Annotated in this window: 23 protein-coding genes; 13 read left to right on the top strand and 10 right to left on the bottom strand. The window is 70.5% G+C overall.

Annotated features, from left to right (window positions below; all coding sequences use genetic code 11):
• Window positions 1–31: 31 nt before the first annotated feature.
• The 4 genes from AC5P1C_RS26570 to AC5P1C_RS26555 all read left to right on the top strand — a co-directional run bounded on the left by AC5P1C_RS26570 (window position 32) and on the right by AC5P1C_RS26555 (window position 1870).
• Complete coding sequence (locus AC5P1C_RS26570; protein ID WP_493868440.1) at window positions 32–247, top strand: Rv3202a family protein; 216 nt, start codon at window positions 32–34, stop codon at window positions 245–247.
• Window positions 248–391: 144 nt separating this feature from the next.
• Window positions 392–1033 carry a TetR family transcriptional regulator gene (locus AC5P1C_RS26565; protein ID WP_160507089.1) on the top strand — a complete coding sequence of 214 codons (642 nt, stop codon included), beginning with the start codon at window positions 392–394 and terminating at the stop codon, window positions 1031–1033.
• Between the two features lie 152 nt (window positions 1034–1185).
• Window positions 1186–1413: a DUF3107 domain-containing protein gene (locus tag AC5P1C_RS26560; RefSeq protein WP_055565193.1), complete on the top strand. Its 228-nt coding sequence runs from the start codon at window positions 1186–1188 to the stop codon at window positions 1411–1413.
• 184 nt (window positions 1414–1597) lie between these two features.
• Entirely contained in the window at window positions 1598–1870 is a 273-nt protein-coding gene (locus AC5P1C_RS26555) for a hypothetical protein (RefSeq protein WP_493868439.1), read from the top strand.
• Between the two features lie 178 nt (window positions 1871–2048).
• Here the strand turns inward: AC5P1C_RS26555 and AC5P1C_RS26550 are convergent, their stop codons facing one another.
• On the bottom strand, window positions 2049–2786 hold the full coding sequence (locus tag AC5P1C_RS26550) for a ferritin-like fold-containing protein (protein ID WP_493868438.1): 738 nt from the start codon (window positions 2784–2786) through the stop codon (window positions 2049–2051).
• 462 nt (window positions 2787–3248) lie between these two features.
• Between AC5P1C_RS26550 and AC5P1C_RS26545 the strand changes: the two genes are divergently transcribed.
• Together AC5P1C_RS26545 and AC5P1C_RS26540 are read left to right on the top strand one after the other, a co-directional pair.
• Window positions 3249–5489: a DEAD/DEAH box helicase gene (locus AC5P1C_RS26545; RefSeq protein ID WP_493868437.1), complete on the top strand. Its 2241-nt coding sequence runs from the start codon at window positions 3249–3251 to the stop codon at window positions 5487–5489.
• Between the two features lie 334 nt (window positions 5490–5823).
• Window positions 5824–6699, top strand: coding sequence for an alpha/beta fold hydrolase (locus AC5P1C_RS26540; RefSeq protein ID WP_493868436.1), 876 nt, complete (start codon window positions 5824–5826; stop codon window positions 6697–6699).
• A 63-nt stretch (window positions 6700–6762) separates the two neighbouring features.
• On the opposite strand, the gene AC5P1C_RS26535 is transcribed toward AC5P1C_RS26540, so the two are convergent.
• A complete protein-coding gene (locus AC5P1C_RS26535; protein WP_493868435.1) occupies window positions 6763–7668 on the bottom strand; it encodes an NYN domain-containing protein in 906 nt (301 codons plus the stop codon).
• 201 nt (window positions 7669–7869) lie between these two features.
• Between AC5P1C_RS26535 and AC5P1C_RS26530 the strand changes: the two genes are divergently transcribed.
• Window positions 7870–8022: a DUF8834 family protein gene (locus AC5P1C_RS26530; RefSeq protein ID WP_167829028.1), complete on the top strand. Its 153-nt coding sequence runs from the start codon at window positions 7870–7872 to the stop codon at window positions 8020–8022.
• A 94-nt stretch (window positions 8023–8116) separates the two neighbouring features.
• On the opposite strand, the gene AC5P1C_RS26525 is transcribed toward AC5P1C_RS26530, so the two are convergent.
• From AC5P1C_RS26525 to AC5P1C_RS26515, 3 genes are all read right to left on the bottom strand, one after another.
• Window positions 8117–8722, bottom strand: coding sequence for a MarC family protein (locus tag AC5P1C_RS26525; RefSeq protein ID WP_493868434.1), 606 nt, complete (start codon window positions 8720–8722; stop codon window positions 8117–8119).
• A 96-nt stretch (window positions 8723–8818) separates the two neighbouring features.
• Window positions 8819–9685 (bottom strand): PHP domain-containing protein, encoded by an 867-nt coding sequence (locus AC5P1C_RS26520; protein ID WP_493868433.1) that lies wholly within the window; start codon window positions 9683–9685, stop codon window positions 8819–8821.
• Window positions 9686–9831: 146 nt separating this feature from the next.
• Window positions 9832–10473 (bottom strand): DUF6758 family protein, encoded by a 642-nt coding sequence (locus tag AC5P1C_RS26515; RefSeq protein WP_493868432.1) that lies wholly within the window; start codon window positions 10471–10473, stop codon window positions 9832–9834.
• Window positions 10474–10678: 205 nt separating this feature from the next.
• Between AC5P1C_RS26515 and AC5P1C_RS26510 the strand changes: the two genes are divergently transcribed.
• Entirely contained in the window at window positions 10679–11935 is a 1257-nt protein-coding gene (locus tag AC5P1C_RS26510; protein ID WP_493868431.1) for an MFS transporter, read from the top strand.
• A gap of 18 nt (window positions 11936–11953) precedes the next feature.
• On the opposite strand, the gene AC5P1C_RS26505 is transcribed toward AC5P1C_RS26510, so the two are convergent.
• Complete coding sequence (locus AC5P1C_RS26505) at window positions 11954–12538, bottom strand: suppressor of fused domain protein (RefSeq protein WP_493868430.1); 585 nt, start codon at window positions 12536–12538, stop codon at window positions 11954–11956.
• 472 nt (window positions 12539–13010) lie between these two features.
• On the opposite strand from AC5P1C_RS26505, the gene AC5P1C_RS26500 reads away from it, so the two are divergent.
• The gene (locus tag AC5P1C_RS26500) at window positions 13011–14132 is read left to right on the top strand and encodes a magnesium and cobalt transport protein CorA (protein WP_493868429.1); all 1122 of its coding nucleotides are present in this window, start codon (window positions 13011–13013) and stop codon (window positions 14130–14132) included.
• A 34-nt stretch (window positions 14133–14166) separates the two neighbouring features.
• On the top strand, window positions 14167–14679 hold the full coding sequence (locus AC5P1C_RS26495; RefSeq protein WP_493868428.1) for a hypothetical protein: 513 nt from the start codon (window positions 14167–14169) through the stop codon (window positions 14677–14679).
• A 15-nt stretch (window positions 14680–14694) separates the two neighbouring features.
• Here AC5P1C_RS26495 and AC5P1C_RS26490 read toward each other — a convergent pair whose 3' ends face one another.
• Complete coding sequence (locus tag AC5P1C_RS26490) at window positions 14695–15414, bottom strand: hypothetical protein (RefSeq protein WP_493868478.1); 720 nt, start codon at window positions 15412–15414, stop codon at window positions 14695–14697.
• 248 nt (window positions 15415–15662) lie between these two features.
• On the opposite strand from AC5P1C_RS26490, the gene AC5P1C_RS26485 reads away from it, so the two are divergent.
• Genes AC5P1C_RS26485 through AC5P1C_RS26475 form a run of 3 tightly spaced genes read left to right on the top strand, consistent with a single transcriptional unit; the run spans window position 15663 to window position 18719 of the window.
• A complete protein-coding gene (locus AC5P1C_RS26485) occupies window positions 15663–16979 on the top strand; it encodes a magnesium transporter MgtE N-terminal domain-containing protein (protein ID WP_493868427.1) in 1317 nt (438 codons plus the stop codon).
• Entirely contained in the window at window positions 16966–17541 is a 576-nt protein-coding gene (locus tag AC5P1C_RS26480; protein ID WP_493868426.1) for a DUF1003 domain-containing protein, read from the top strand. Before AC5P1C_RS26485 ends, AC5P1C_RS26480 begins: the two co-directional genes overlap by 14 nt.
• Before the next feature lie 44 nt (window positions 17542–17585).
• Complete coding sequence (locus AC5P1C_RS26475; RefSeq protein ID WP_493868425.1) at window positions 17586–18719, top strand: Mrp/NBP35 family ATP-binding protein; 1134 nt, start codon at window positions 17586–17588, stop codon at window positions 18717–18719.
• Window positions 18720–18806: 87 nt separating this feature from the next.
• On the opposite strand, the gene AC5P1C_RS26470 is transcribed toward AC5P1C_RS26475, so the two are convergent.
• The 3 genes from AC5P1C_RS26470 to AC5P1C_RS26460 form a co-directional block, all read right to left on the bottom strand.
• On the bottom strand, window positions 18807–19478 hold the full coding sequence (locus AC5P1C_RS26470) for a hypothetical protein (protein WP_493868424.1): 672 nt from the start codon (window positions 19476–19478) through the stop codon (window positions 18807–18809).
• Between the two features lie 186 nt (window positions 19479–19664).
• Complete coding sequence (locus AC5P1C_RS26465) at window positions 19665–20147, bottom strand: sec-independent translocase (RefSeq protein ID WP_493868423.1); 483 nt, start codon at window positions 20145–20147, stop codon at window positions 19665–19667.
• Window positions 20148–20229: 82 nt separating this feature from the next.
• A complete protein-coding gene (locus AC5P1C_RS26460; protein ID WP_493868422.1) occupies window positions 20230–22101 on the bottom strand; it encodes a S1C family serine protease in 1872 nt (623 codons plus the stop codon).
• Window positions 22102–22148 lie beyond the last annotated feature (47 nt).

Raw genomic sequence — 22148 nt, 5'->3', positions numbered from 1 at the left:
CACCACTAGTCCGCTAGGGAAGAGAGCCACGATGACCGTCGACCCGTCCGACCCCGAGACCTTCGAGGCCGAAGAGACCGCCGACACCAGCGCCGAGGCGCCCGAGGCCGATGCCGCGGAGCAGCACACCGACCTCGCGCCGCGCGAGGACGACTCCTTGCAGGACGCGGACAAGGACTCGGCCAACGAGGCCGACCTGGCCGAACAGGCCCGCGTCGTCACGATCGACGAGGACGACTATCGCTGAGCTGCCCGTGTTTGCCCTGCTACGCACGGCTTTCACGGTCATCCAGTCCGTGAAATTCTCCGGCCGTACCGCGCACATCACGGTTACCGAAAAGTACGATGGCCGCGCGGCGCACACCGCACATTCACGATCATGGGAGGCGGCGTGACAGCCATCGAGCAGACAGAGGCGGCGCGCCCGCGGGGCACACGCCTGCCGCGTCGTGCCCGACGCAATCAGTTGCTGGGCGCGGCGCAAGAGGTCTTCGTCGCGCAGGGTTACCACGCGGCCGCGATGGACGACATCGCCGAGCGGGCCGGAGTCAGCAAGCCGGTGCTCTACCAGCACTTCCCCGGCAAGCTCGACCTGTATCTCGCGCTGCTCGACCAGCACTGCGAATCACTGCTGCAGTCCGTGCGTACGGCACTTGCCTCCACGTCGGACAACAAACTGCGCGTCGCGGCCACGATGGACGCCTACTTCGCGTACGTGGAGGACGAGGGCGGCGCCTTCCGCCTCGTCTTCGAGTCCGACCTGACGAACGAGGCCGCGGTCCGCGAGCGCGTGGACCGCGTCACGCTCCAGTGCGCGGAAGCGATCTGCGAGGTCATCGCCGAGGACACGGGCCTGCCCCGTGACGAGGCGATGCTGCTCGCCGTGGGCCTCGGCGGCTACTCACAGGTGGTCGCCCGGTACTGGCTCGCCAGCGGAAGCACGGTCCCGCGCGACAAGGCGGTGGAGCTGCTCACCTCGCTGGCCTGGCGCGGTATCGCGGGCTTCCCGCTGCACGGCGTGGACGGCCACTGACCCCCGGATTCGGTTGCCTGCGTTCTGTTCCCGATCTCTGTTCGCTACTGGCGTGCAGCGGCGGAAGCATACGCGTCGCTTCACCGGGCTAATGTGTGCTGAGTACGGCGCGGACGGCCGCGCACATCACTGACCGTCGGAGGGACAAAGCCGTGGAGGTCAAGATCGGCGTGCAGTACGCGCCCCGCGAGATCGTGCTGGAGAGCGGCCAGAGTGCCGAGGAAGTCGAGCACGCGGTGTCCGAGGCGCTGACCGGCAAGTCGCCGCTGCTGAGCCTCGTGGACGACCACGGCCGCAAGGTCCTGGTTCCGGCCGACCGTCTTGCGTACGTCGAGCTCGGTGAGCCGACCGCACGCAAGGTGGGCTTCAGCGCCCTGTAGTCCAGGACGCAGCACACAGCTCAACGAAAGAGAACGGCCCGGTGGTTGCGACTGCGCGACCACCGGGCCGTTCTTGTTTGCCGCACCGCCTCGCGCACAGAAGGTCTGGAGGGTTGTATTCCGGCCGCCACGGGTAAGACCGGCTACGACCGTTTTGCACCTGGCCGCGAGGGAGGGACACCCTGTGATTCTGGAAGCACTTGGATCCGCACTGCTCGGTTTCGCCCTGGCGTGGGCAGCGGCCCACCGACTGCCCCACCGGCTGCCCGCCCGCAACCTGGTCCTTTCGACCGGGGCGGCGGGAGCCGTGATCGGCGCATTCGTCACGCACATGGCCCTGGGCGCGGGCCACGCCCCCGCCACGATCGCCGGCGCGGTGGCCGTGGCAGCGGCCCTGCTCTCACTCCTGCTCCGCCCCAGCCGTGGCCGCCTACGCCGTCGCTCGGCGACGGCGTAGGGGCGGGGCGCCCCCACAGGGGCGCGAGCAACCACGATGCACCCGCAGGCACAAACGGCAAATCCGTGCCCCAAAGGGGCGCGGGGAACGGTGCGACAAGCCCCCACCCGCAGACGCAGGCGCAGGCGCAGGCACACCCGCAGGCCAAGACGAAATCCGCGCCCCGGAGCCCCAGCGACTACGCCGCGAGGCCCAGCGCAGCCATCCGCTTCGTGTGCGCCTCAGTGATCCGGGAGAACATCCGCCCGACCTCGGCAAGGTCGAACCCATCGGCCACGCCCCCGACCAGCATGGTCGACAGCGCGTCCCGGTCGGCAACGACCCGCTGCGACTGCGAGAGCGCCTCGCCCATCAGGCGACGGGCCCACAGCGCGAGCCGCCCACCCAGACGGGGATCCGCGTCGATCGCGGCCCGCACCTTCTCCACGGCGAAACTCGCGTGCCCCGTGTCGTCGAGCACGCCCAGGACGAGACGACGGGTGTCGCCGTCGAGCCGCGCCGCGACCTCGCGGTAGAAGTCACTGGCGATCGAGTCGCCCACGTACGCCTTGACCAGGCCCTCCAGCCAGTCGGACGGCGCCGTCTGGCGGTGGAAGCCGTCGAGGGCCGCCACGAAGGGCTCCATCGCCTCCGTCGCGTCCGCGCCGATCGCCGTGAGCCGGTCCCGCAACTGCTCGAAGTGGTGGAATTCGGCCGACGCCATCTTCGCCAGCTCCGCCTTGTCGCCGAGCGTCGGCGCAAGCTTCGCGTCCTCCGCGAGCCGCTCGAACGCCGCGAGCTCTCCGTAGGCGAGCGCTCCGAGCAGATCCACCACGGCGGCGCGGTAATGCGGCTCGTCGGCAGCGGTCTTCCAGTCCTGGGCGGCGATTCCCGTGGGTTCGTCAGGTGTGTCAGCGGCGGTGTCAGGCGTCTCCATAAACCGCACAATAGCCCGCTCGCAGCAACGTGTAAGGGCCTGGTCAGTGACTGTGACGACGACTACGTGACCAATTCGCCAGACACGGCTGCGAGATTCCGGGGTACAGTGGTAATGCGCCCGCCGAATATTCGTCGGGCCGTACGAATGAGGATGCCCGGTCGGAGGCCCGATCGGCTCCGAACCGACAGCCCTCCATGCGGCCCGCACAGTGCGGACGGCACGAGGAGGGAACCTCAGCGGTACGAGCGCTCGAGCGCAGGCAGTGGTCCCGCGCCCCCGGCCCCGCCCCCCAAGCAGCCGGCGGTAGTGGCACGGTCACGACCCCCAGCGTTCGCCTCGGACTGCGTCCACAGAAGAGGCAATGCCCTGACTACGACTTTCCGCGATCTCGGAATTCTCCCCGAGACGGCCGAGGCCCTTGAGGCCGTCGGCATCATCAGCCCTTTCCCCATCCAAGAGATGACGCTGCCCGTAGCGCTCTCCGGCACCGACGTCATCGGCCAGGCCAAGACCGGCACCGGCAAGACGCTCGGCTTCGGACTCCCGCTCCTGGAGCGCGTCACCGTCCCCGCGGACGTCGAGGCGGGCCGGGCCAAGCCCGAGCAGCTGACCGACGCCCCGCAGGCGCTCATCGTCGTCCCCACCCGTGAGCTGTGCCAGCAGGTCACGAACGACCTCCTGACCGCCGGCAAGGCGCGCAACGTCCGCGTCCTCGCCATATACGGCGGCCGTGCCTACGAACCGCAGGTCGAAGCCCTCAAGAAGGGCATCGACATCGTCGTCGGCACGCCGGGTCGTCTGCTCGACCTCGCGGGCCAGAAGAAGCTCAACCTCAAGCACATCAAGTGCCTGGTCCTCGACGAGGCCGACGAGATGCTTGACCTGGGCTTCCTGCCCGACGTCGAGCGGATCATCAACATGCTGCCGCCGAAGCGTCAGACGATGCTGTTCTCGGCGACCATGCCGGGCGCGGTCATCGGCCTGGCCCGTCGCTACATGTCGCAGCCCACACACATCCGCGCCACCGCGCCGGACGACGAGGGCCAGACCGTCGCGAACACGAAGCAGCACGTGTACCGCGCGCACAACATGGACAAGCCCGAGATGGTCTCGCGCATCCTGCAGGCCGACGGCCGCGGGCTCGCGATGATCTTCTGCCGTACGAAGCGGACCGCCGCGGACATCGCCGAGCAGCTCGAGAAGCGCGGCTTCGCCTCGGGCGCCGTGCACGGCGACCTCGGGCAGGGCGCCCGCGAGCAGGCGCTGCGCGCGTTCCGCAACGGCAAGGTGGACGTGCTCGTCTGCACGGACGTGGCCGCACGCGGCATCGACGTCGGCGGCGTCACGCACGTCATCAACTACCAGTCCCCCGAGGACGAGAAGACCTACCTGCACCGCATCGGCCGCACCGGCCGCGCGGGCGCCAAGGGCATCGCGATCACGCTGGTCGACTGGGACGACATCCCGCGCTGGCAGCTGATCAACAAGGCGCTGAACCTCGGTCTCAGCGACCCGGTCGAGACGTACTCAAGCTCTCCTCACCTGTACGAGGAGCTGAACATCCCGGCAGGCACGAAGGGTGTGCTGCCGCGCGCCGAGCGGACCCGTGCCGGGCTCCGCGCCGAGGAGGTCGAAGACCTCGGCGAGACGGGCGGCAAGGGCGGCTCGCGCGGTCGGGACCGTGGCGGCCGTGACGCGGGCCGTGACGCCGGCCGTGACCGTGACCGTGGGCGCGCTCCCGAGCCGGAGCGCGAGCCGCGTGAGGCACGTACGCCGCGTCGCCGCCGCCGGACACGTTCGGGTACGCCGCTGGAGGCACCCGCGGTGGCTGAGGCTACGGCGACTGCGACTGCGACTGCTGTGTCCGCCCCGGAGGCCGAACTGACGGAGCCGCGTACACCGCGCCGCCGCCGGCGGACGCGGAGCGGCTCGGAGGAGCCGGAGGCCGCGGAGGCAGTGGCGAACACGGTCGAGGCCGTGGAGCCCGCGGAGACGAAGCCGCGCCGCAGGACCCGCAAGACGGCCGAGCCCGTGGCCGAGGCTGCGGTGGACACGGTGGAGCCCACGGAGACCAAGCCCCGCCGCCGCACCCGCAAGGCAGCGGAGCCCGCAGTGGACACGGCCGAGACGGTCGAGCCGGCAGAGCCCGTCGAGACCAAGCCCCGCCGCAGGACCCGCAAGACGGCAGAGGCAGCAGAGGACGCGGTGGACACGGCGGAGGCCGTGGAGCCCGCGGAGACCAAGCCCCGCCGCCGCACCCGCAAGACGGCCGAGCCCGTGGCCGAGGCTGCGGTGGACACGGTGGAGGCCGTGGAACCCGCGGAGACGAAGCCCCGCCGCCGCACCCGCAAGACGGCCGAGCCCGTGGCCGAGGCTGCGGAAACGGTGGAGCCCACGGAGACCAAGCCCCGCCGCCGCACCCGCAAGGCAGCGGAGCCCGCAGTGGACACGGCCAAGTCGGTCGAGCCGGCAGAGCCCGTCGAGACCAAGCCCCGCCGCAGGACCCGCAAGACGGCAGAGGCAGCGGTGGACACCGTCGAGGCGGAGATCCCCGCTCAGCCGACGGAGGAGACCAAGCCCCGTCGCCGCACGCGCAAGGCTGCGGAGGCCCCGGCGGCCACCGAGGAAGCAGCGGTCGCAAAGCCGCGCCGCCGCACCCGCAAGGCGGTGGCCGCGCCGGTCGAGGCACCGGAGGGCTGAGCGGACGCTCCGCCAAGCCTGAACGCTTGAAGGCCCGGCCCCCTACGGGGCGCCGGGCCTTCGGCATACCACCCGCCAACTCCCGTCCCCCACTGCCCAGTTACAGGGCGCCTGCCCGGCGCCAGGCAACCCCGACCAGGCGAGTTGCGGTCCGCCCCCACCTACCCCGGCGCTCCGCGCCGGACCTCTCCCGCCCACCTACCCGATTACCCCGCAGCCGCAGCCGCAGCCGCAGCCGCAGGACCACGATCACCGTGCGATTGCGGAGCAACGGGTGAGCGGCCGGGAAAGATCCGCGCGCAGCACGGGAAAGCCGGCCAGCTAGCCTCAGTGCATGAGCAGGCCCCCGACCTTCACCCCGCCCCCGGGCGTCGACGCCCCCCGTCTCCAGACCGTGCGCGGCGAGTTCGCCGCGCTCGACGCGCGGCCACCGGCCGGCCAGGCCAAGGGCACCGTCCTGTTGCTCCCCGGATTCACCGGGAGCAAGGAGGACTTCATCGCCCTGCTCAGGCCCATCGCAGATGCCGGGTACCGAGCCGTCTCCGTCGACGGTCGCGGACAGTACGAGAGTCAGGGTCCCGCGGACGACGAATCCCCGTACGCGCAGGACCAGTTGGCCCTGGACGTCCTCGCCCAGGCCGAAGCCGTCGGCGGCGCACCGCACCCTCAGCCGCGCCTCCACCTCCTCGGGCACTCCCTCGGAGGGCAGATCGCCCGCGCCGCGGTCCTCCGCGCCCCCGCGGACACCTTCGCCTCGCTCACCCTGGTGGCATCCGGACCCGCCCAGATCTCGGCATCCCAGCAGGCCCGCGCCAAGATGCTGACCGACGCCCTCGGCGTCCTGTCCATGGCCGAGGCATGGGCGGCGATCCAGGCCATGGACCCGCCCGAGGACACCGACGTCGACGGCGACGCCCTGCGCGAGCGCTGGCTGCGGCACAGCCCCGCCCAGCTCATCGCCACCGGCAAGCAGCTCTGCGCCGAGCCCGACCGTGTCTCGGAGCTCGCCGCCACGCCTCTGCCCAAGCACGTCGTATCGGGAGAGCGCGACGACACCTGGCCCATCCCCTGGATCGACGACATGGCGGAGCGGCTACGGGCCCACCGCACCGTCATCGCGGGCGCCGAGCACTCCCCCAACACCGACCGCCCGACGGAGACCGCCGCCGCTCTCATCGCCTTCTGGGACGGGATCGCCGCCCGGCAGTAGCGAAGGCGACCCGCAGCCGCGAGTACTGCGCCAGCACGGCGCTAGTACTGCCTCTGCACTGCGCTAGTACCGCGTCTGCAAGTGCTCCCAGAAGCCGTCCCGCAACGCCCGCCGCAAGTCGGACTGCCCCCGCAGCGAGTACGCGAGCAGCTTCTCGGCCTCCACCAGGAGCTCCTGGTCCACCGACCCCGGCAGATACGGATGGCCGGGCAGCAGGTCCACCAACGCCGCGCGCCCCCGCGCCGCAAGCCACTTCGCGGCGATCTGCGCGCCCACGAAGCGCACGTCCTCGCGCGAAGGCCGCGGCGTGCCCGCCATCTCGTACGTCGCCGCGGCGCTGCGCCGGGACACGTACGGCTTGAAGAACTCGAGGTCGAACGTGCGCTGACTGTCGACCTCCCACAGCAGCGGCTCCGCCTGGTTGCGGCCGTCGGACGCCTCGATGCCCCACAGATGCACCCGGGCGCCGTACCCCTGCGCCGCCTCCACCGCCGAGACCAGGTCCTCGTCGCCCCCGATCAGGGCCGCGTCACTGATCGCTCGGTGCCGGGCCAGTGACTCCAGATCCGTCCGGATGAGGGAGTCCACGCCCTTCTGCTGGTTGTTCGCGTTGAGGTTGCCCAGGCGGACCTTGACGTCCGGGAGCTCCGCGATCGACTGCTGCTCCACGGTGTGGATGCGGCGCCGCGCACCGTCGTACCAGTAGACGCGCAGCAGACGGCTGTCCGCGAAGATCGTGCGCGCCTTGTCGATGAACGCCTCGATCAGACCCTCCGCGTCCAGGTCGAAGGCCCGCCGGTCCTCCGTGCCGACCGCGAGCCGTCCCGCCGCCGCGTACACATACCCGGCATCGACGAAGATCGCGTGCGTGGACGGCGTCTTCGCCACCTCGGCGAGCATGCGCTCGAGGAGTCCGTTGGTGCGCTCCAGCTGGGCGCTGATGTCGATCTCGTCGTTCATTGGGATCATTGTCCCGTTGGTCACGCAGCGAACACAACCGGTCTCGCTACTCGCGGGTAATTAGTCTGTCGAAAAATTTCCTTAGCGTAGGGAATGTTTGCTGGGGGCAACTCGTTGTACCCGTAGGAACCGCAGGACACAGCTGTCCCGGGGGACCACAACACCAGTAGTTCTCCTTCAGGAGGATGACCAGACGAAGGGAGAAGCCATATGCGCTTCGAAATCATGCGACTCGACGACGTCGACGGCGCCGCCGTGGACCGGACCGTCGTAGACGCCGCCTCCGTCAATCGGATCGTGCAGCAGGCCGCAGCGATCGGCCAGCGCATCTATATCCGCCCGGCCGAATCCCCGGCCTCGTAACGCACACGTTGCACTGACAGGTTGAAGGGCCCCCGTACACCTTTGGTACGGGGGCCCTTGGCATGCCCGGTCGGCTGCCCGCGCCAGGGGCGCGCTACCCGCCCTTGATCACCTGCGTCACGCCGTTGATGATCTGCTGCACCGCGATCGCGGAGAGCATCATGCCCGCGAGCCGCGTCACCAGGACCACGCCGCCGTCCTTGATGACCCGGATGATCAGCAGCGAGTAGCGCATCACGAGCCACAGCACGACGTGCATCGCCACGATCGCCGCCCACACGGAGACCTGCCCGCCGACACTGTCGGCGTCCTGGACGGCCAGGATGACCGAGACGATCGCGCCGGGCCCCGCGAGCAGCGGCATGCCCAGCGGCACGAGGGCGACGTTCACGTCCTTGGTCTGCTTCGGCTCGTCCGTCTTGCCGGTGAGCAGGTCGAGTGCGATCAGCAGGAGCAGCAGCCCGCCCGCGATCATCAGCGCGGGGACGGAGACATGCAGGTAGTCGAGGATCTGGTGGCCCAGGAGCCCGAAGACCGCGATCACGCCGAAGGCGACGCACACGGCCTGGAAGGCCATCTTCTTCTGCACCTTGGCGGGACGGCCCGAGGTGAGCCCGAGGAAGATCGGCGTGATCCCAGGGGGATCCATGATGACAAAAAGGGTGAGAAAGAGGGATCCGAAGACGGCGACGTCGAACACAGTGATGGCCTTGCAGTGAGTCGTACGAAAGTGCCGCGCGAGGGCGGCGGGAAGGGTGGGGCAGGTGGAGCCGGCGGGCCGGTGGCGCAGCGAGCGCTATGCGCCCGCGTGTCCGCCCGCGCCCGGCACCGGGAACGCCCCGGTCGCGCGGCGCGTGATCTCCCCGTAGATCTCGGGGTCGGTGGTGAACTCCCCGAGCACACAGGTCTTGCGGCTGCCGTGGTAGTCGCTCGACCCCGTGGCCAGCAGGCCGAGGTCCGTCGCGAGGCCGTGCAGCTTGGTGCGGGTGGCCGGATCGTGGTCCATGTGGTCGGCCTCAATGCCGTCGAGACCCGCTGCGGCCAGCGCAGCTATCGCGGCCTCGGGCACGACCTGCCCGCGCTTGACGGCCGCCGGGTGTGCGAAGACGGTGACGCCGCCCGCCGCCTTGACCAGACGGATCGCGTCGAAGGGGTCGAGCTCGTGCTTCTCGGCGTACGCACGGCCGCCGTCGGCGAGCCAGTCGGCCGTGAAGGCGTCCGAGACGGTGGGCACGACGCCCAGTTCCACCAGCGCCTCGGCGATGTGCGGGCGGCCGACCGAGCCGTCGCCCGCGATGCGCGCGACCTGCTCCCACGTGACGGCCACGCCCAGCTCCTGGAGCTTGCCGATCATCGCCTTCGCGCGGGGCACCCGGTCGTCGCGCACGAGCTCGCGCTCGCGTGCGAGCTCGGGCTCCTCGGGATCGAAGAGGTAGGCCAGCATGTGCAGGCCCACGCCGTCGAGGCGGCAGGAGAGTTCGGCACCGGTGACGAGGGTGAGGCCGACGGGGAGTGCCGCGACGGCCTCCCCGTACCCGCGGGTGGTGTCGTGGTCCGTGAGCGCGACGACGTCGAGCCCGGCGGCGGCAGCGTTGCGCACCAGCTGCGCCGGGGTGTCCGTGCCGTCGGAAGCGGTGGAGTGGGTGTGCAGGTCGATGCGCACGACGCGGACTCCAGGCTCTGACGGGGCGGACGAGGGGACGCTCAAGGATAACGGGACCCGAACGTTCCACCGGCCGCCACGGAGGAGACTCCCCTCACTACCCCAACGCCCCACCACCCACGAAGCTCACGCGGACCGCCCCCACCTCACGGCATCAGGATCCGCGGCGAAAGCGCCCCGCACGGCAGCAGGTCCACCTCGGCCCCCGCGTCCCGCAGGTCGGTGAGCACCAGCTCGTCGTACATCAGAAGCCCCGACTGCTCCGGCCACGCGATCGCCCACAGCCACATGCCGCGCGCCTCGCCCGCGAAGACCGCGCGGTCGTCCGGCGTGCCCGCCACGTGCCACATCGGGGTCGGCCTGCCCGCCGCGAGGAGCTTGGCCTGCGGCGGCTTCTCGACGTTCAGATACGGGCCGGGGTCCGGGCCGTCGACGCCCGCGTACCGCGCGCCGAGACCGACGCCGAGCTCCTCGGCGACCAGGACGAGCTCGCCCATGCCGCCGAGCGGCGCGGGTCCCGAGCAGGCCACGGCGGTCGCACGGCCGCCGCTGCGGTCGTCGCCCGCGCAGGCAACGCCCGTGAACAGCCAGCCGACCGGCAGCGGCCAGGGCATCCACACCGGTACCTGAGCGCGATGCACCACGACCTGGAGGGCCTCGACGCTGGGCGGGAGCACAGGCTGCAGCGGATGCACCGTCCCGTGCACATCGCACTGCCAGGAGTCGGCAAAGAGGCCGGGAGCCCTGACCCGGCCACCACACTTCGGGCAACTGGGTTCGCCCCTCATAGCGCCCAACGGTCCTCCCCGGTCGTCGCCCCGTCAAGGACGATCACCCGTCCGGTGGCCCTGTCACCAGGCAAAACTAGATGTAGCTTGCACCCTTTAGGCTGACTAACTAATATGTGTATACGTCAACGATCTCGACGGAAGCCGCTGACGGACCGCAACGGAACCCGCACGCAGCCCGCACGGAAGCCGCTAAGGAGCAGGCATGAACAGCAGCACAGGAGGAGGCCCCGCCGAAGGGGATCCGTTCGACGAGGGAGCGACGAGCCTTCTGCGTCAGCCGAAGGCAGTCTGGGCCACGGCAGGCGCTTCGGTCGTCGCCTTCATGGGCATCGGGCTCGTCGACCCGATCCTCCCCTCCATCGCCAAGGGCCTCGACGCATCCGCGAGCCAGGTCTCCCTGCTCTTCACCTCGTACTTCCTGATCACCGCCGTCGCGATGCTGGTGACCGGATTCGTCTCCAGCCGGATCGGCGGCAAGAAGACCCTGCTCCTCGGGCTCGCGCTCGTCGTGGTCTTCGCGGGGCTCGCCGGCACGTCGGGGTCGGTCGCCGAGCTCGTCGGGTTCCGCGCGGGATGGGGGCTCGGCAACGCGCTCTTCGTGTCGACCGCACTGGCGGTCATCGTCGGTGCGGCGGCCGGCGGCAGCGCCGCCGCGATCCTGCTCTACGAGTCGGCGCTCGGCCTCGGCATGGCGTGCGGGCCACTGCTCGGCGCGGTGCTCGGCAACGCCAGCTGGCGCTACCCGTTCTTCGGCACCGCGGCCTTGATGGCGGTCGGCTTCCTCTGCATCACGGCGTTCCTGAAGGAACAGCCGAAGCCCGCGCAGAAGACCTCACTGCTCGCCCCGATCAAGGCACTGGGTCACGGCGGGCTCGCGTCCGCCGCCGCCTCCGCGTTCTTCTACAACTACACGTTCTTCACGGTCCTGGCCTTCACGCCGTTCGTGCTGAACATGACCCCGTACAAGTCGGGTGCGATCTTCTTCGCATGGGGACTGCTGCTCGCGGTCTTCTCGGTGCTCGTGGCGCCCCGGCTGCAGGCGCGGTTCGGCTCGCTGAAGGTGCTCGGCGGTTCGCTCGTACTGCTCGCGGCGGACGTGCTCGTGCTCGGGTACGGCAACCACGCCACGGCCATCGTCTGCACGATCCTGTCCGGCGCCTTCATCGGCGTGAACAACACCGTCTACACCGAACTCGCGCTCGGCGTCTCGGACGCGCCGCGGCCGGTGGCAAGCGCCGGCTACAACTTCGTCCGCTGGTTCGCGGCCGCCGCCGCGCCGTTCTTCGCGCCGAAGATCGAGGAGTGGAGCAACATCCACGTCCCGTTCGTGGTCGCGGCCGTCACGGCGGTGCTCGGAGCGGTCGTGGTCTGGGTCCGCAAGGACGCGCTGACCCACGAGGCGGAGGAGCTCGAACCGAAGCACGCCACAGAGGACGGCGTCACCGTCTTCGCCAACTGAGAGTCTCCGTACGGGATTTCAGTCCAGGGACACGGACTTGCGCAGCGGATCGCGCAGGTCCGTCCCGCTGCTCAGCCAGCGCTCCTGCAGGGCCTGCGCGCCGTGCACGCGCTTCCACGCGGCCTCGTTCGGCGTCATGGGCAGCACCGGCAGGAAACGTACGGGCTCCATCGGTTCGTCGAGCTCCAGGTCCTCCACCAAGCCGCCCGGCTCCGCGACGAGCACCGACGTGAACTGCGCGCCGGGCCACAGCGGTTCACCCACGTCGAGCGAGGCGCCGGGGGCCACGATGAGGCCCTCGACCTGCGGCGAGGCCGCAAGCACTGCGAGGGGGCGCAGCACCTTGTCCGTGTCGGCGACGCCACCTCGCACCGACAGGATCAGCTCCGCCCGCGGGCCCTTGACCGGGTCGGCCAGAGCGGCAGTGGGATCGGCCATCGGCTGGGCCGACATGCCGAGGGTGGCGTACCTGACCACGTCCCCGTCCGTGAAACGCAGTACTTCTACGCGGTCGGTGCCGAGGAAGGTCACCGCGGCGCGGGCGCCCGGTTCACCGAGGCCGGTACGGAGACGGGCCTCGACCAGAGCAAGAACATCAGCCATGAACCGAGCATAGAACTCGTCAGAGACGGGTAAAGGCGGGGCTTGACACTTCAGTCGGCTGATAGTGTTGGCCGCTGGTTCCGGGCAGCACGCAGAGCGCGCTTTCAAGCCCCGGGCAGACGACTTCGCGCGCTACGCGCTTGGGACTCCCCTACGGGGGACCGGCCGGAGGAGGTGGGGCTGCCATGGATCGAAGTCGACCGTGCAGTACCACCCGTTCTTCCGTCTGACACCTCACGCAGCTCTGTAGCTGCCACTGTGCGCCTGCACTCCCCGTGCTCGCGTGCGACGGAAGAGCACTTCGTTTCCACCTGATCTCTCTGAGTTCTCCGATCTGAGTCAGTAGCGAAGCTGCCGCCGCGATGGTGCGGTGCTCCCCGCTTTGTGGACGTGCCAAACATCCTCAGCAGGACGTCCCCATTCCGGGTAGTTCCAACCGTTCGCCGGTCGCCTCCGTCGAAGGAGTCTGCCCATGTCGATGATCCGTGACCTTCGCGCCGCCGTCCGCCCCTCGCTCCGCAAGGACGGCAGCCCCTACAGCTCGTACGACACCACGCGCGACCCCACCGCCGCCTCCGCCGTCGTCGACTGCGCCGTCTACCGCGACGGCCGCCGCGCGGCCTGCGACGACACGCTCACGCCGCACGAGGCGATGCTCCAGGTGCGGCGTGACGGCGGCTTCGCCTGGATCGGCCTGCACGAGCCGACCGAGGCCGAATTCGCCGGTATCGCCGCCGAGTTCGGGCTGCACCCGCTCGCCGTCGAGGACGCGGTGCACGCGCACCAGCGTCCCAAGCTGGAGCGCTACGACGACACGCTCTTCACGGTCTTCAAGACCATCCACTACGTCGAGCACGCCGAACTCACCGCCACCAGCGAGATCGTGGAGACCGGCGAGGTGATGTGCTTCACCGGGCGGGACTTCTTCATCACCGTGCGGCACGGCGGCCACGGCTCGTTGCGCGCCCTCCGGCGCAGGCTCCAGGAGGAGCCCGAGCTGCTCTCCAAGGGCCCGTCCGCCGTCCTGCACACGATCGCCGACCACGTCGTCGACGGCTATCTCGCGGTCGCCGACGCGATGCAGGACGACATCGACGAGGTGGAGACCGAGGTGTTCTCCGCCCCGAGCAAGGGCAAGGGCTCCGCGCGCGGTGTCGACGCCGGGCGGATCTACCAGCTCAAGCGTGAGGTCCTGGAGTTCAAGCGGGCCGTGTCGCCGCTGCTTCGCCCCATGCTGCTGCTGAGCGAGCGGCCGATGCGCCTGGTCGACCCGGACATCCAGAAGTACTTCCGTGACGTCGCCGACCACTTGGCCCGCGTACAGGAGCAGGTCGTCGGCTTCGATGAACTGCTCAACTCGATCCTCCAGGCCAACCTCGCGCAGGCCGCGGTCGCGCAGAACGAGGACATGCGCAAGATCACCTCCTGGGCGGCGATCATCGCCGTGCCCACGGCGGTCTGCGGTGTCTACGGCATGAACTTCGACCACATGCCCGAGCTGCACTGGCGGTTCGGCTACCCGATGGTCCTCGGCCTCATCGGCGTGGTCTGCTACGCGATCCACCGCACCCTGAAGCGCAACGGCTGGCTCTAGAACCCCACAGCACCCCACTCGGTAGGCTGCGCGCATGACAGACACGCTGCTCGCCCAGGCCCTCCTCGAGGAGGCCACCAAGAAGTCGGGCCTCATCTGGGTGCGCGGCGAAGAGCCGGCCCGCGCCCTGTGGCACGTATGGCACGAGGGCGCGGCGCACCTCGTCGGCGACGGCCCCGACGAGCAGCCGCTGCCGGGTCTCGTGGACGGCGGCACCGCCGAAGTGACCGTACGCAGCAAGGACAAGGGCGGTCGGCTCATCGCCTGGACGGCCCTGGTGACCGAGCTCGCGCCGCGCTCCGAGGCGTGGGAGGCCGCCGTCGCCGAGCTCAAGGGCAAGCGCCTGAACGCGCCCGACGGCGAGCGGATGCCGCAGCGCTGGGCGGACGAGTGCCGGGTCGTGCGGCTCACCCCGCAGGACACGATCACCGACCTGCCCGACGGCTCCCTGGCGGCCCCGCCGCTGCCGACCGGGGCGATCACCCGGCAGCCGGTGCCCGAGGCGCTGCCCCGGCTGCTCTTCAAGCGGAAGAAGCGGCGCGCCTAGCTCGTCCGCGCGCCCTCAGGACTGCGGCAGCTGCTCGCCGTAGTCCACCATCTCGTCCTTGCCGGGCTCGTTCAGCGTGAAGTCCTTGCCCCAGTCGCCGAGTCGGAGCGTGCCCGCGTCGCCCGCGCGCTCCAGGCGCAGCGGGTAGGGCTTGCCCTTGAGGGAGACGTCCAGGGTGCCGCCCGCGCCCTTGTCGCCGTTGATCTCGATGGTGGGGTTGCCGGCCGTCGTGCCGCGGTCGCCGGTGGCGAGCTTGCCGTGCAGGGTGAGCATGCCCGCCAGGAGGACGTCCTTGTCCGTGAAGCCGCTCAGCTGCTGGTAGGACGCGTCTTCCTGGGGGACCTTCACGTACTTGCCGTCGAGCTTGGCCGCGGCGTCCTCGTCCGCCTTTCCGGGCTTCTCGCCGCCCTTGGCGTCCTGGTGGGTCCAGAAGGCGGAGTCGGCCTTCAGGAAGAGCTGCTTGCCGACGCGCAGCAGCTGGAAGGTCTCCCCCTTCGAGGTCACGGAGCCGGTGCCGCCCTCGTCCTTCAGCCGCATGTCGAGCTTGTACGTGTGGCCCTTGCTGACCAGCGTGCCCGACAGGCGCACCGCGGGGGCCGCGTCGGCCGCCGCGCGTGACTTGCTCTGGATCTTCGCGGCGGAGAGCTTGCCGATGCCGTTCGTGCCCGCGTCCGGATCCTCTTCGCTGCTGCACCCGGTGAGACCGGTGACCCCCAGGACGAGACCCGCGCACATCGCGCTCACGAGTGCCGTCTTGCGGGCGCGGCGGGCCGGGGGAATCGGTGACACAGGGGGCGCTGCCTCTCGTGGGGACGACGGCTACGGCTGGGGCAGTACGGCAGCGTACCCGTGCTGACCAGTTGAATCCGCGCCAGTCCTGCCGGACGCTCCGCCGGGGCGTATCCGACCGGGACGGGCTAGCCTGAAGCCCGCATTACCTGACAGAACGGCACAAAACGCTACGAGTGAGGGAGGCACGTGTGATGGCGGCAACCGCCTCCCGCGTCTTCGTCTCGCATCTGGCCGGTACCGCCGTCTTCGACCCGAACGGCGACCAGGTGGGCCGGGTGCGCGACCTGGTGGCGATGCTCCGTGTGCAGCGCAGACCGCCCCGGCTGCTCGGCCTCGTCGTCGAGCTGTCCACGCGGCGCCGCATCTTCCTGCCCATGACCCGCGTGACGGGCATCGAGTCGGGTCAGGTCATCACGACCGGCGTACTGAACGTGCGGCGCTTCGAGCAGCGGCCCACCGAGCGTCTGGTGCTCGGCGAGATGCTCGACCGGCGGGTCAGGCTCGTCGAGACGGACGAGGAGGTGACCGTCCTCGACGTGGCGGTGCAGCAGCTGCCGGCCCGCCGTGACTGGGAGATCGACCGGGTCTTCGTACGCAAGGGGAAGGGCGGCACCTTCCGGCGCAAGGGCGAGACCCTCACCGTCGAGTGGTCGGCCGTCGACGGCTTCTCCCTGGAGGAGCACGGCCAGGGCGCCGAGAGCCTGCTCGCCACCTTCGAACAACTGCGCCCAGCCGACCTCGCCAACGTCCTGCACCACCTCTCGCCGAAGCGGCGGGCGGAAGTCGCCGCGGCGCTCGACGACGACCGGCTCGCCGACGTCCTCGAAGAGCTCCCCGAGGACGACCAGATCGAGATCCTCGGCAAGCTCAAGGAGGAGCGCGCCGCCGACGTCCTGGAGGCGATGGACCCGGACGACGCCGCCGACCTGCTCGCCGAACTGCCCGAGGACGACAAGGAGCGGCTGCTCACCCTGATGCAGCCGGACGACGCGGCCGACGTGCGGCGTCTGATGGCGTACGAGGAGCGCACCGCCGGCGGTCTGATGACGACCGAGCCGATCGTGCTGAGGCCCGACGCGACGGTCGCCGACGCCCTCGCGAGGGTGCGCCAGCAGGACCTGTCCCCCGCGCTGGCCGCGCAGGTGTACGTGTGCCGCCCGCCGGACGAGACGCCGACGGGCAAGTACCTGGGCACCGTGCACTTCCAGCGGCTCCTGCGCGATCCGCCGTACACGCTGGTCAGCTCGGTCCTGGACGACGACCTGCAGACGCTGGCCCCGGAGACGGCGCTCCCTCAGGTCGCCGGGTTCTTCGCCACGTACGACATGGTGGCGGCCCCCGTCGTCGACGAGGGCGGCTCGCTGCTCGGCGCGGTCACCGTCGACGACGTGCTCGACCACATGCTGCCGGACGACTGGCGCGAGACCGAGTTCCTCCCCCAAACTCTCGACTCCGCTCGAGCAGGGTGGTACCCCCAGGGAAGAGGGGTGCCCCGTGCCGCCGACTGACCGGGAGCGGGAGACCCGCGTCGAGCCGCGGACCGCGCCCCGCTTCCGGCTCGACCAGCCGCGGCCGCCGCGCCGCAAGTTCCTGCCGGAGTACGACCCCGAGGCCTTCGGACGGCTCTCGGAGCGGATCGCGCGATTCCTGGGCACGGGGCGCTTCATCGTCTGGATGACGGTCACCATCATCGTGTGGGTCGGCTGGAACGTCTGGGCGCCCGAGATCCTGCGCTTCGACCCGTTCCCCTTCCTGTTCCTGACCCTCGCGCTCTCCCTCCAGGCGTCCTACGCGGCTCCCCTGATCCTGCTCGCGCAGAACCGGCAGGACGACCGCGACCGGGTCAACCTCGAACAGGACCGCAAACAGAACGAGCGCTCCATCGCGGACACCGAGTATCTGAGCCGCGAGATCGCCTCGCTGCGCATGGGTCTGGGCGAGGTGGCCACCCGCGACTGGATCCGTTCCGAACTCCAGGACCTGGTCAGGGAGCTGGAGGAGCAGCGCAGGGGCCATCGCGTCGTATTCCCGGCCGAGGAGAGCGGCGGGCGTGACGTAGGCGACCGTTGACGGCTCTTTCCGGGGCACGGTTACCGCGCCGTACTATCGGACGTATGGCTACGGAAGACGCGGTGCGTGAAGCACTGGCGACGGTGAACGACCCCGAGATCCACCGACCGATCACCGAGTTGGGGATGGTCAAATCGGTAGATATCTCCCCTGATGGAGCGGTAGCGGTCACCGTGTACCTCACGGTCTCCGGATGCCCGATGCGCGAGACCATCACGAAGAACGTGACCGACGCGGTCGCCGCCGTCGAAGGCGTCACGCACGTGGACGTCACCCTCGACGTGATGAGCGACGAGCAGCGCAAGGAGCTGGCGAGCGCGCTGCGCGGCGGCACCGCCGAGCGCGAGGTCCCCTTCGCCAAGCCCGGCTCGCTGACCCGTGTCTACGCGGTCGCGTCCGGCAAGGGCGGCGTCGGCAAGTCCTCGGTGACGGTGAACCTCGCGGCCTCGATGGCGGCGGACGGCCTGAAGGTCGGCGTCGTGGACGCGGACATCTACGGCCACTCCGTGCCCCGGATGCTGGGCGCCGACGGCAAGCCCACGCAGGTCGAGGACATGATCATGCCGCCGTCGGCGCACGGCGTGAAGGTCATCTCCATCGGCATGTTCACCCCGGGCAACGCCCCGGTCGTGTGGCGCGGCCCGATGCTCCACCGCGCACTCCAGCAGTTCCTCGCGGACGTCTTCTGGGGCGACCTGGACGTCCTCCTGCTCGACCTGCCGCCGGGAACCGGCGACATCGCGATCTCCGTGGCCCAGCTGGTCCCGAACGCCGAGATCCTGGTCGTCACGACGCCCCAGCAGGCGGCGGCCGAGGTCGCCGAGCGCGCGGGCTCGATCGCGGTGCAGACCCACCAGAAGATCGTCGGCGTCGTCGAGAACATGTCGGGGCTGCCCTGCCCGCACTGCGGCGAGATGGTCGACGTCTTCGGCACGGGCGGCGGCCAGCGCGTCGCCGAGGGCCTCACGAAGACCACGGGCGCGAACGTCCCGGTCCTCGGCTCCATCCCGATCGACGTCCGCCTGCGCGAGGGCGGCGACGAGGGCAAGCCGGTCGTCCTCACGGACCCGGAGTCCCCGGCGGGCTCGGCGCTGCGCACGATCGCGGGCAAGCTGGGCGGCCGCCAGCGCGGCCTGGCGGGCATGACGCTCGGCATCACGCCGCGCAACAAGTTCTGAGGCCTTTCAAGGCTCCTTCCGTATGCCGATGGGGGCGCCGCTCGTCATGAGCGGCGCCCCCATCGGCGTACGTGCGTGTGCGAGGCCCTAGGCGGCGTACTCGTGGATGTCCTTGACCACCGAGAAGCCCAGGCCGTACGCGCTCATGCCGCGCCCGTACGCGCCCAGGTGGACGCCCTCCTTGGTGGACCCGGCGAGCACCCAGCCGAACTCGGACTCGCGGTAGTGGAACGAGGTCGGCACCCCGTCCACCGGGAGCGAGAGCGTCGACCAGTCCTCGCCCTGCAGATCGTCCGCGAGGACCCACGCCGTCTCGGTCTGCTGGTCGAGCCAGTCGTCGCGCAAGCTGTGGTCCATCTGGTTGGGCCAAGTGAAGGACAGCAGCCCCACTCCGGCCAGCCAGGCAGCGGACGACACCGACGTCGCCTCGAGCAGACCCGTGCCGTCCGGGCTGCGGCGCACCGGGTTGGCCGCGACGGTCACCACGACCGCGAAGCGCTCCTTGTCGCTGTTCCCGAAGGGTCCGTCGCTCCGCACCGACGGCTCATCGCCGTGCCCGATGGAGCCGTGCTCCACCGCGCCGTCCGCGGCCGTGCCGACCTGCATCAGCCAGCGCTCGCCCGTGAAGGCCTCGTCGAGGCCGTACCAGGGGAAGGGCGCCAGCAGATAACTGTCGACCGTGCGCCGGGCGGAGGGCATCGCCTGTGCGGTGCCGTCCGCGGCCGGCGCCTGTGCGCCTACGCGACTTGTCGTCTCCATGTACCCGGCCGCCTCCTCGTTCTCATCGGTCCGCAGGGCCCGCCCCCCTCGGGCGTCCTCAGCCGGACAACAAGGCAGGATAGCCACACCCGTTCCGGAAGCTGGGACACCGGTAGGCGGCCGGGTGTCTCGAAGGGAGCGTCCGGGGGCGTGCCCAGGGGCGTACCGCGGGTGACGCGCAGGAGGTCAGGTGGCGTCCGCGTCGTACGGCGGATGCTCGGCGGGAGCGGCCTTCTCGGGCTTCTTGTCCATGTCGATACGGCCGTCCTTCTTGGCCATGTCGACACGGCCGCCGGGGGCGGCGCCGGACCCGCTGTCCGAGCTCTCGCCCTCGGCAGATTCACTCTCCCGCCCGTGCACGGCGTCCGTGACCTCGGCCATCTCCTTCTTGAGGTCGAAGCCGTTGCGGATTTCCTTCAGGCCAAGCTCGTCGTTGTCGAGCTGCTTGCGGATGAAGGTCTTCGGATTCAGGTCCTCGAACTCGAAGTCCTTGAATTCCGGGCCGAGTTCGCTGCGTATATCCGCCTTGGCGCTGTCCGAGAATTCACGGATCTTACGGATGGTGCGCGAGGCGTCCTGAATCAGCTTGGGCAGCTTGTCCGGGCCGAAAACGAGCACGGCGAGGATGATCAGCGCCACTACCTCGAGCGGGCCAATGTCTGAGAACACCTTGAGCTCCTTGCGATCCGGACCGGGTCCACGGTACCCGGCGTTCCTGTCCGTCCGGTAGCCGCTGGGCGACGGACGTGGATCAGTTGCCGCCCGCCGCACCGAGCACGAGCGTCACTTTCCGGTCCTTTCCCTCACGCTGGACGGTCAATTCGAGGCGGTCCTTGGGGCGGTGGGCGCGGATCTTGACGATGAGCTCGTCGCCGGAGTGGATGCGCTGGCCGTCCACTTCGGTGATGACGTCACCCGGCTCGATTCCGGCGCGGTCGCCGGGGCCGCCTTCGTTCACGGCGGGGCCGCCGTCCTTGCCCTTCTCGCCGACGCGGGCGCCGTCGCCGGTGTACTCCATGTCGAGCGTGACACCAATCACAGGGTGCGTGGCCTTGCCGGTGTTGATCAGCTCTTCGGCGACGCGCTTGCCCTGGTTGATGGGGATGGCGAAGCCGAGCCCTATCGAACCGGCCTGACCGCCGCCGGGCGCCGAGCTGTCGTCGGCGGAGCGGATGGCGCTGTTGATGCCGATGACGCGGGCATCGGCATCGACCAGCGGGCCGCCGGAGTTGCCCGGGTTGATGGGCGCGTCGGTCTGCAACGCGTCGACGTAACTGACGTCGCTGCCGTCGCCCTTCTCGCCACCGGCGGTGATGGGGCGCTCCTTGGCGCTGATGATGCCGGAGGTGACGGTGTTGGCAAGGTCGAAGGGGGCGCCGATGGCCACGACGGGATCGCCCACCTGCACGTTCTCGGAGTTGCCGAGGGGCAGCGGCTTCAGCCCGCGCACGCCGGAGACCTTGACCACGGCCAGGTCGTACCCGGCGTCGCGGCCGATGACCTCCGCCTTGGCACTCTCGCCGCCGCTGAAGGTCACCGATATCTCGCCGCCCGTCCCGGCGGGCTCGACCACGTGGTTGTTGGTGAGGATGTGGCCCTTGCCGTCGAGCACGAAGCCAGTGCCTGTGCCCTGCGCCTCGTCGCCGCTGACGTGCAGGGTCACGACGCCGGGCAGCGAACTGGCCGCGATCCCGGCGACGCTGTCCTTGGCCCGGTCCTTGCCCTGCGCGTCCGCCTGCGGCAGCTCGATGTCCGAGACCCCGCCGTTCCGCTCCAGGTAAGCGCCGATGGCTCCGCCGATGCCGCCGGCCACGAGGGTGATGACGGCAATCCCGATGAGGATGATCCGGTGCGCCCGCTTCGTCTGCTTCGCCTTGTCGACGGGAACGGCACCGCTCTGCTGGAGGGGCGCGTTCCAGGGGTCGTAGGGCCGGCGGGGAGGGGCGGGGGCCGGGGTGGGAGCCGGGGTGGGAGCCGGGACGGCTTGGGGGTGCGGCTGGGCCTGGGGGTGCGGCTGCGGCTGCGGCTGCGGCTGCGGGGGGACGCCTTGCGGGGGCGTGGGATGCGGGGTGCCGTGCGGCGGAGTGGTGCCGTGGGCGGGGGCTGGGGCCGGGGCTGGGCCCGGGGTTCCGTGGGGCGGGGTTCCGCTGTGCGCCGCCGTGGGCGCCGCCGGGAGCCGCGTGCCGTGGGTGGGGGTCGCCGCCGGGTGCTGCACCGGCGGGGCGGGGGCCCAGGGTCCGGGCTCGCCGTACGGCGGCGTGCTGTACGGATCGGGGTCATGCAGGGGGCGGGGACGCTCGGCGGGCGCCGCGTCGGCGGGAGCCGCCTGGGTCGAGCCGGGGGCAGAGGGGACGGCGGGGGCGGCAGGGGCCGTGGACGCGGAGCCGGAACCCGGCACCGCAGCAGGCGGAGTCGGCTCGGGCGTCGCCGGTGGAGCCGCCGCGGCCAGCGTGAAGTCGCCGGACGCGTCCTCCGCTCGTCCGGCGGCTGCGCCCGCCGCCTCGTCCCCCGCGGCGCCTATCGCACCGTCGGGGCCGCCCCGCTCCGCGCCCGTTCCGTCAGGTGCGGACGCCGACCTGGGGCGGCTCCACCATTTCGCCTTCGTGGGCTTGCCCTCGTCCATGCTCTCCCCACACCTGGCCTCACGGCGGACGCCGATCACGTGCTCAA

It is taken from the genome of Streptomyces sp. A18 (assembly GCF_059026065.1).
Note: the sequence above shows the minus strand (reverse complement) of the source record. Positions and strands in the feature narration are given on the sequence as shown.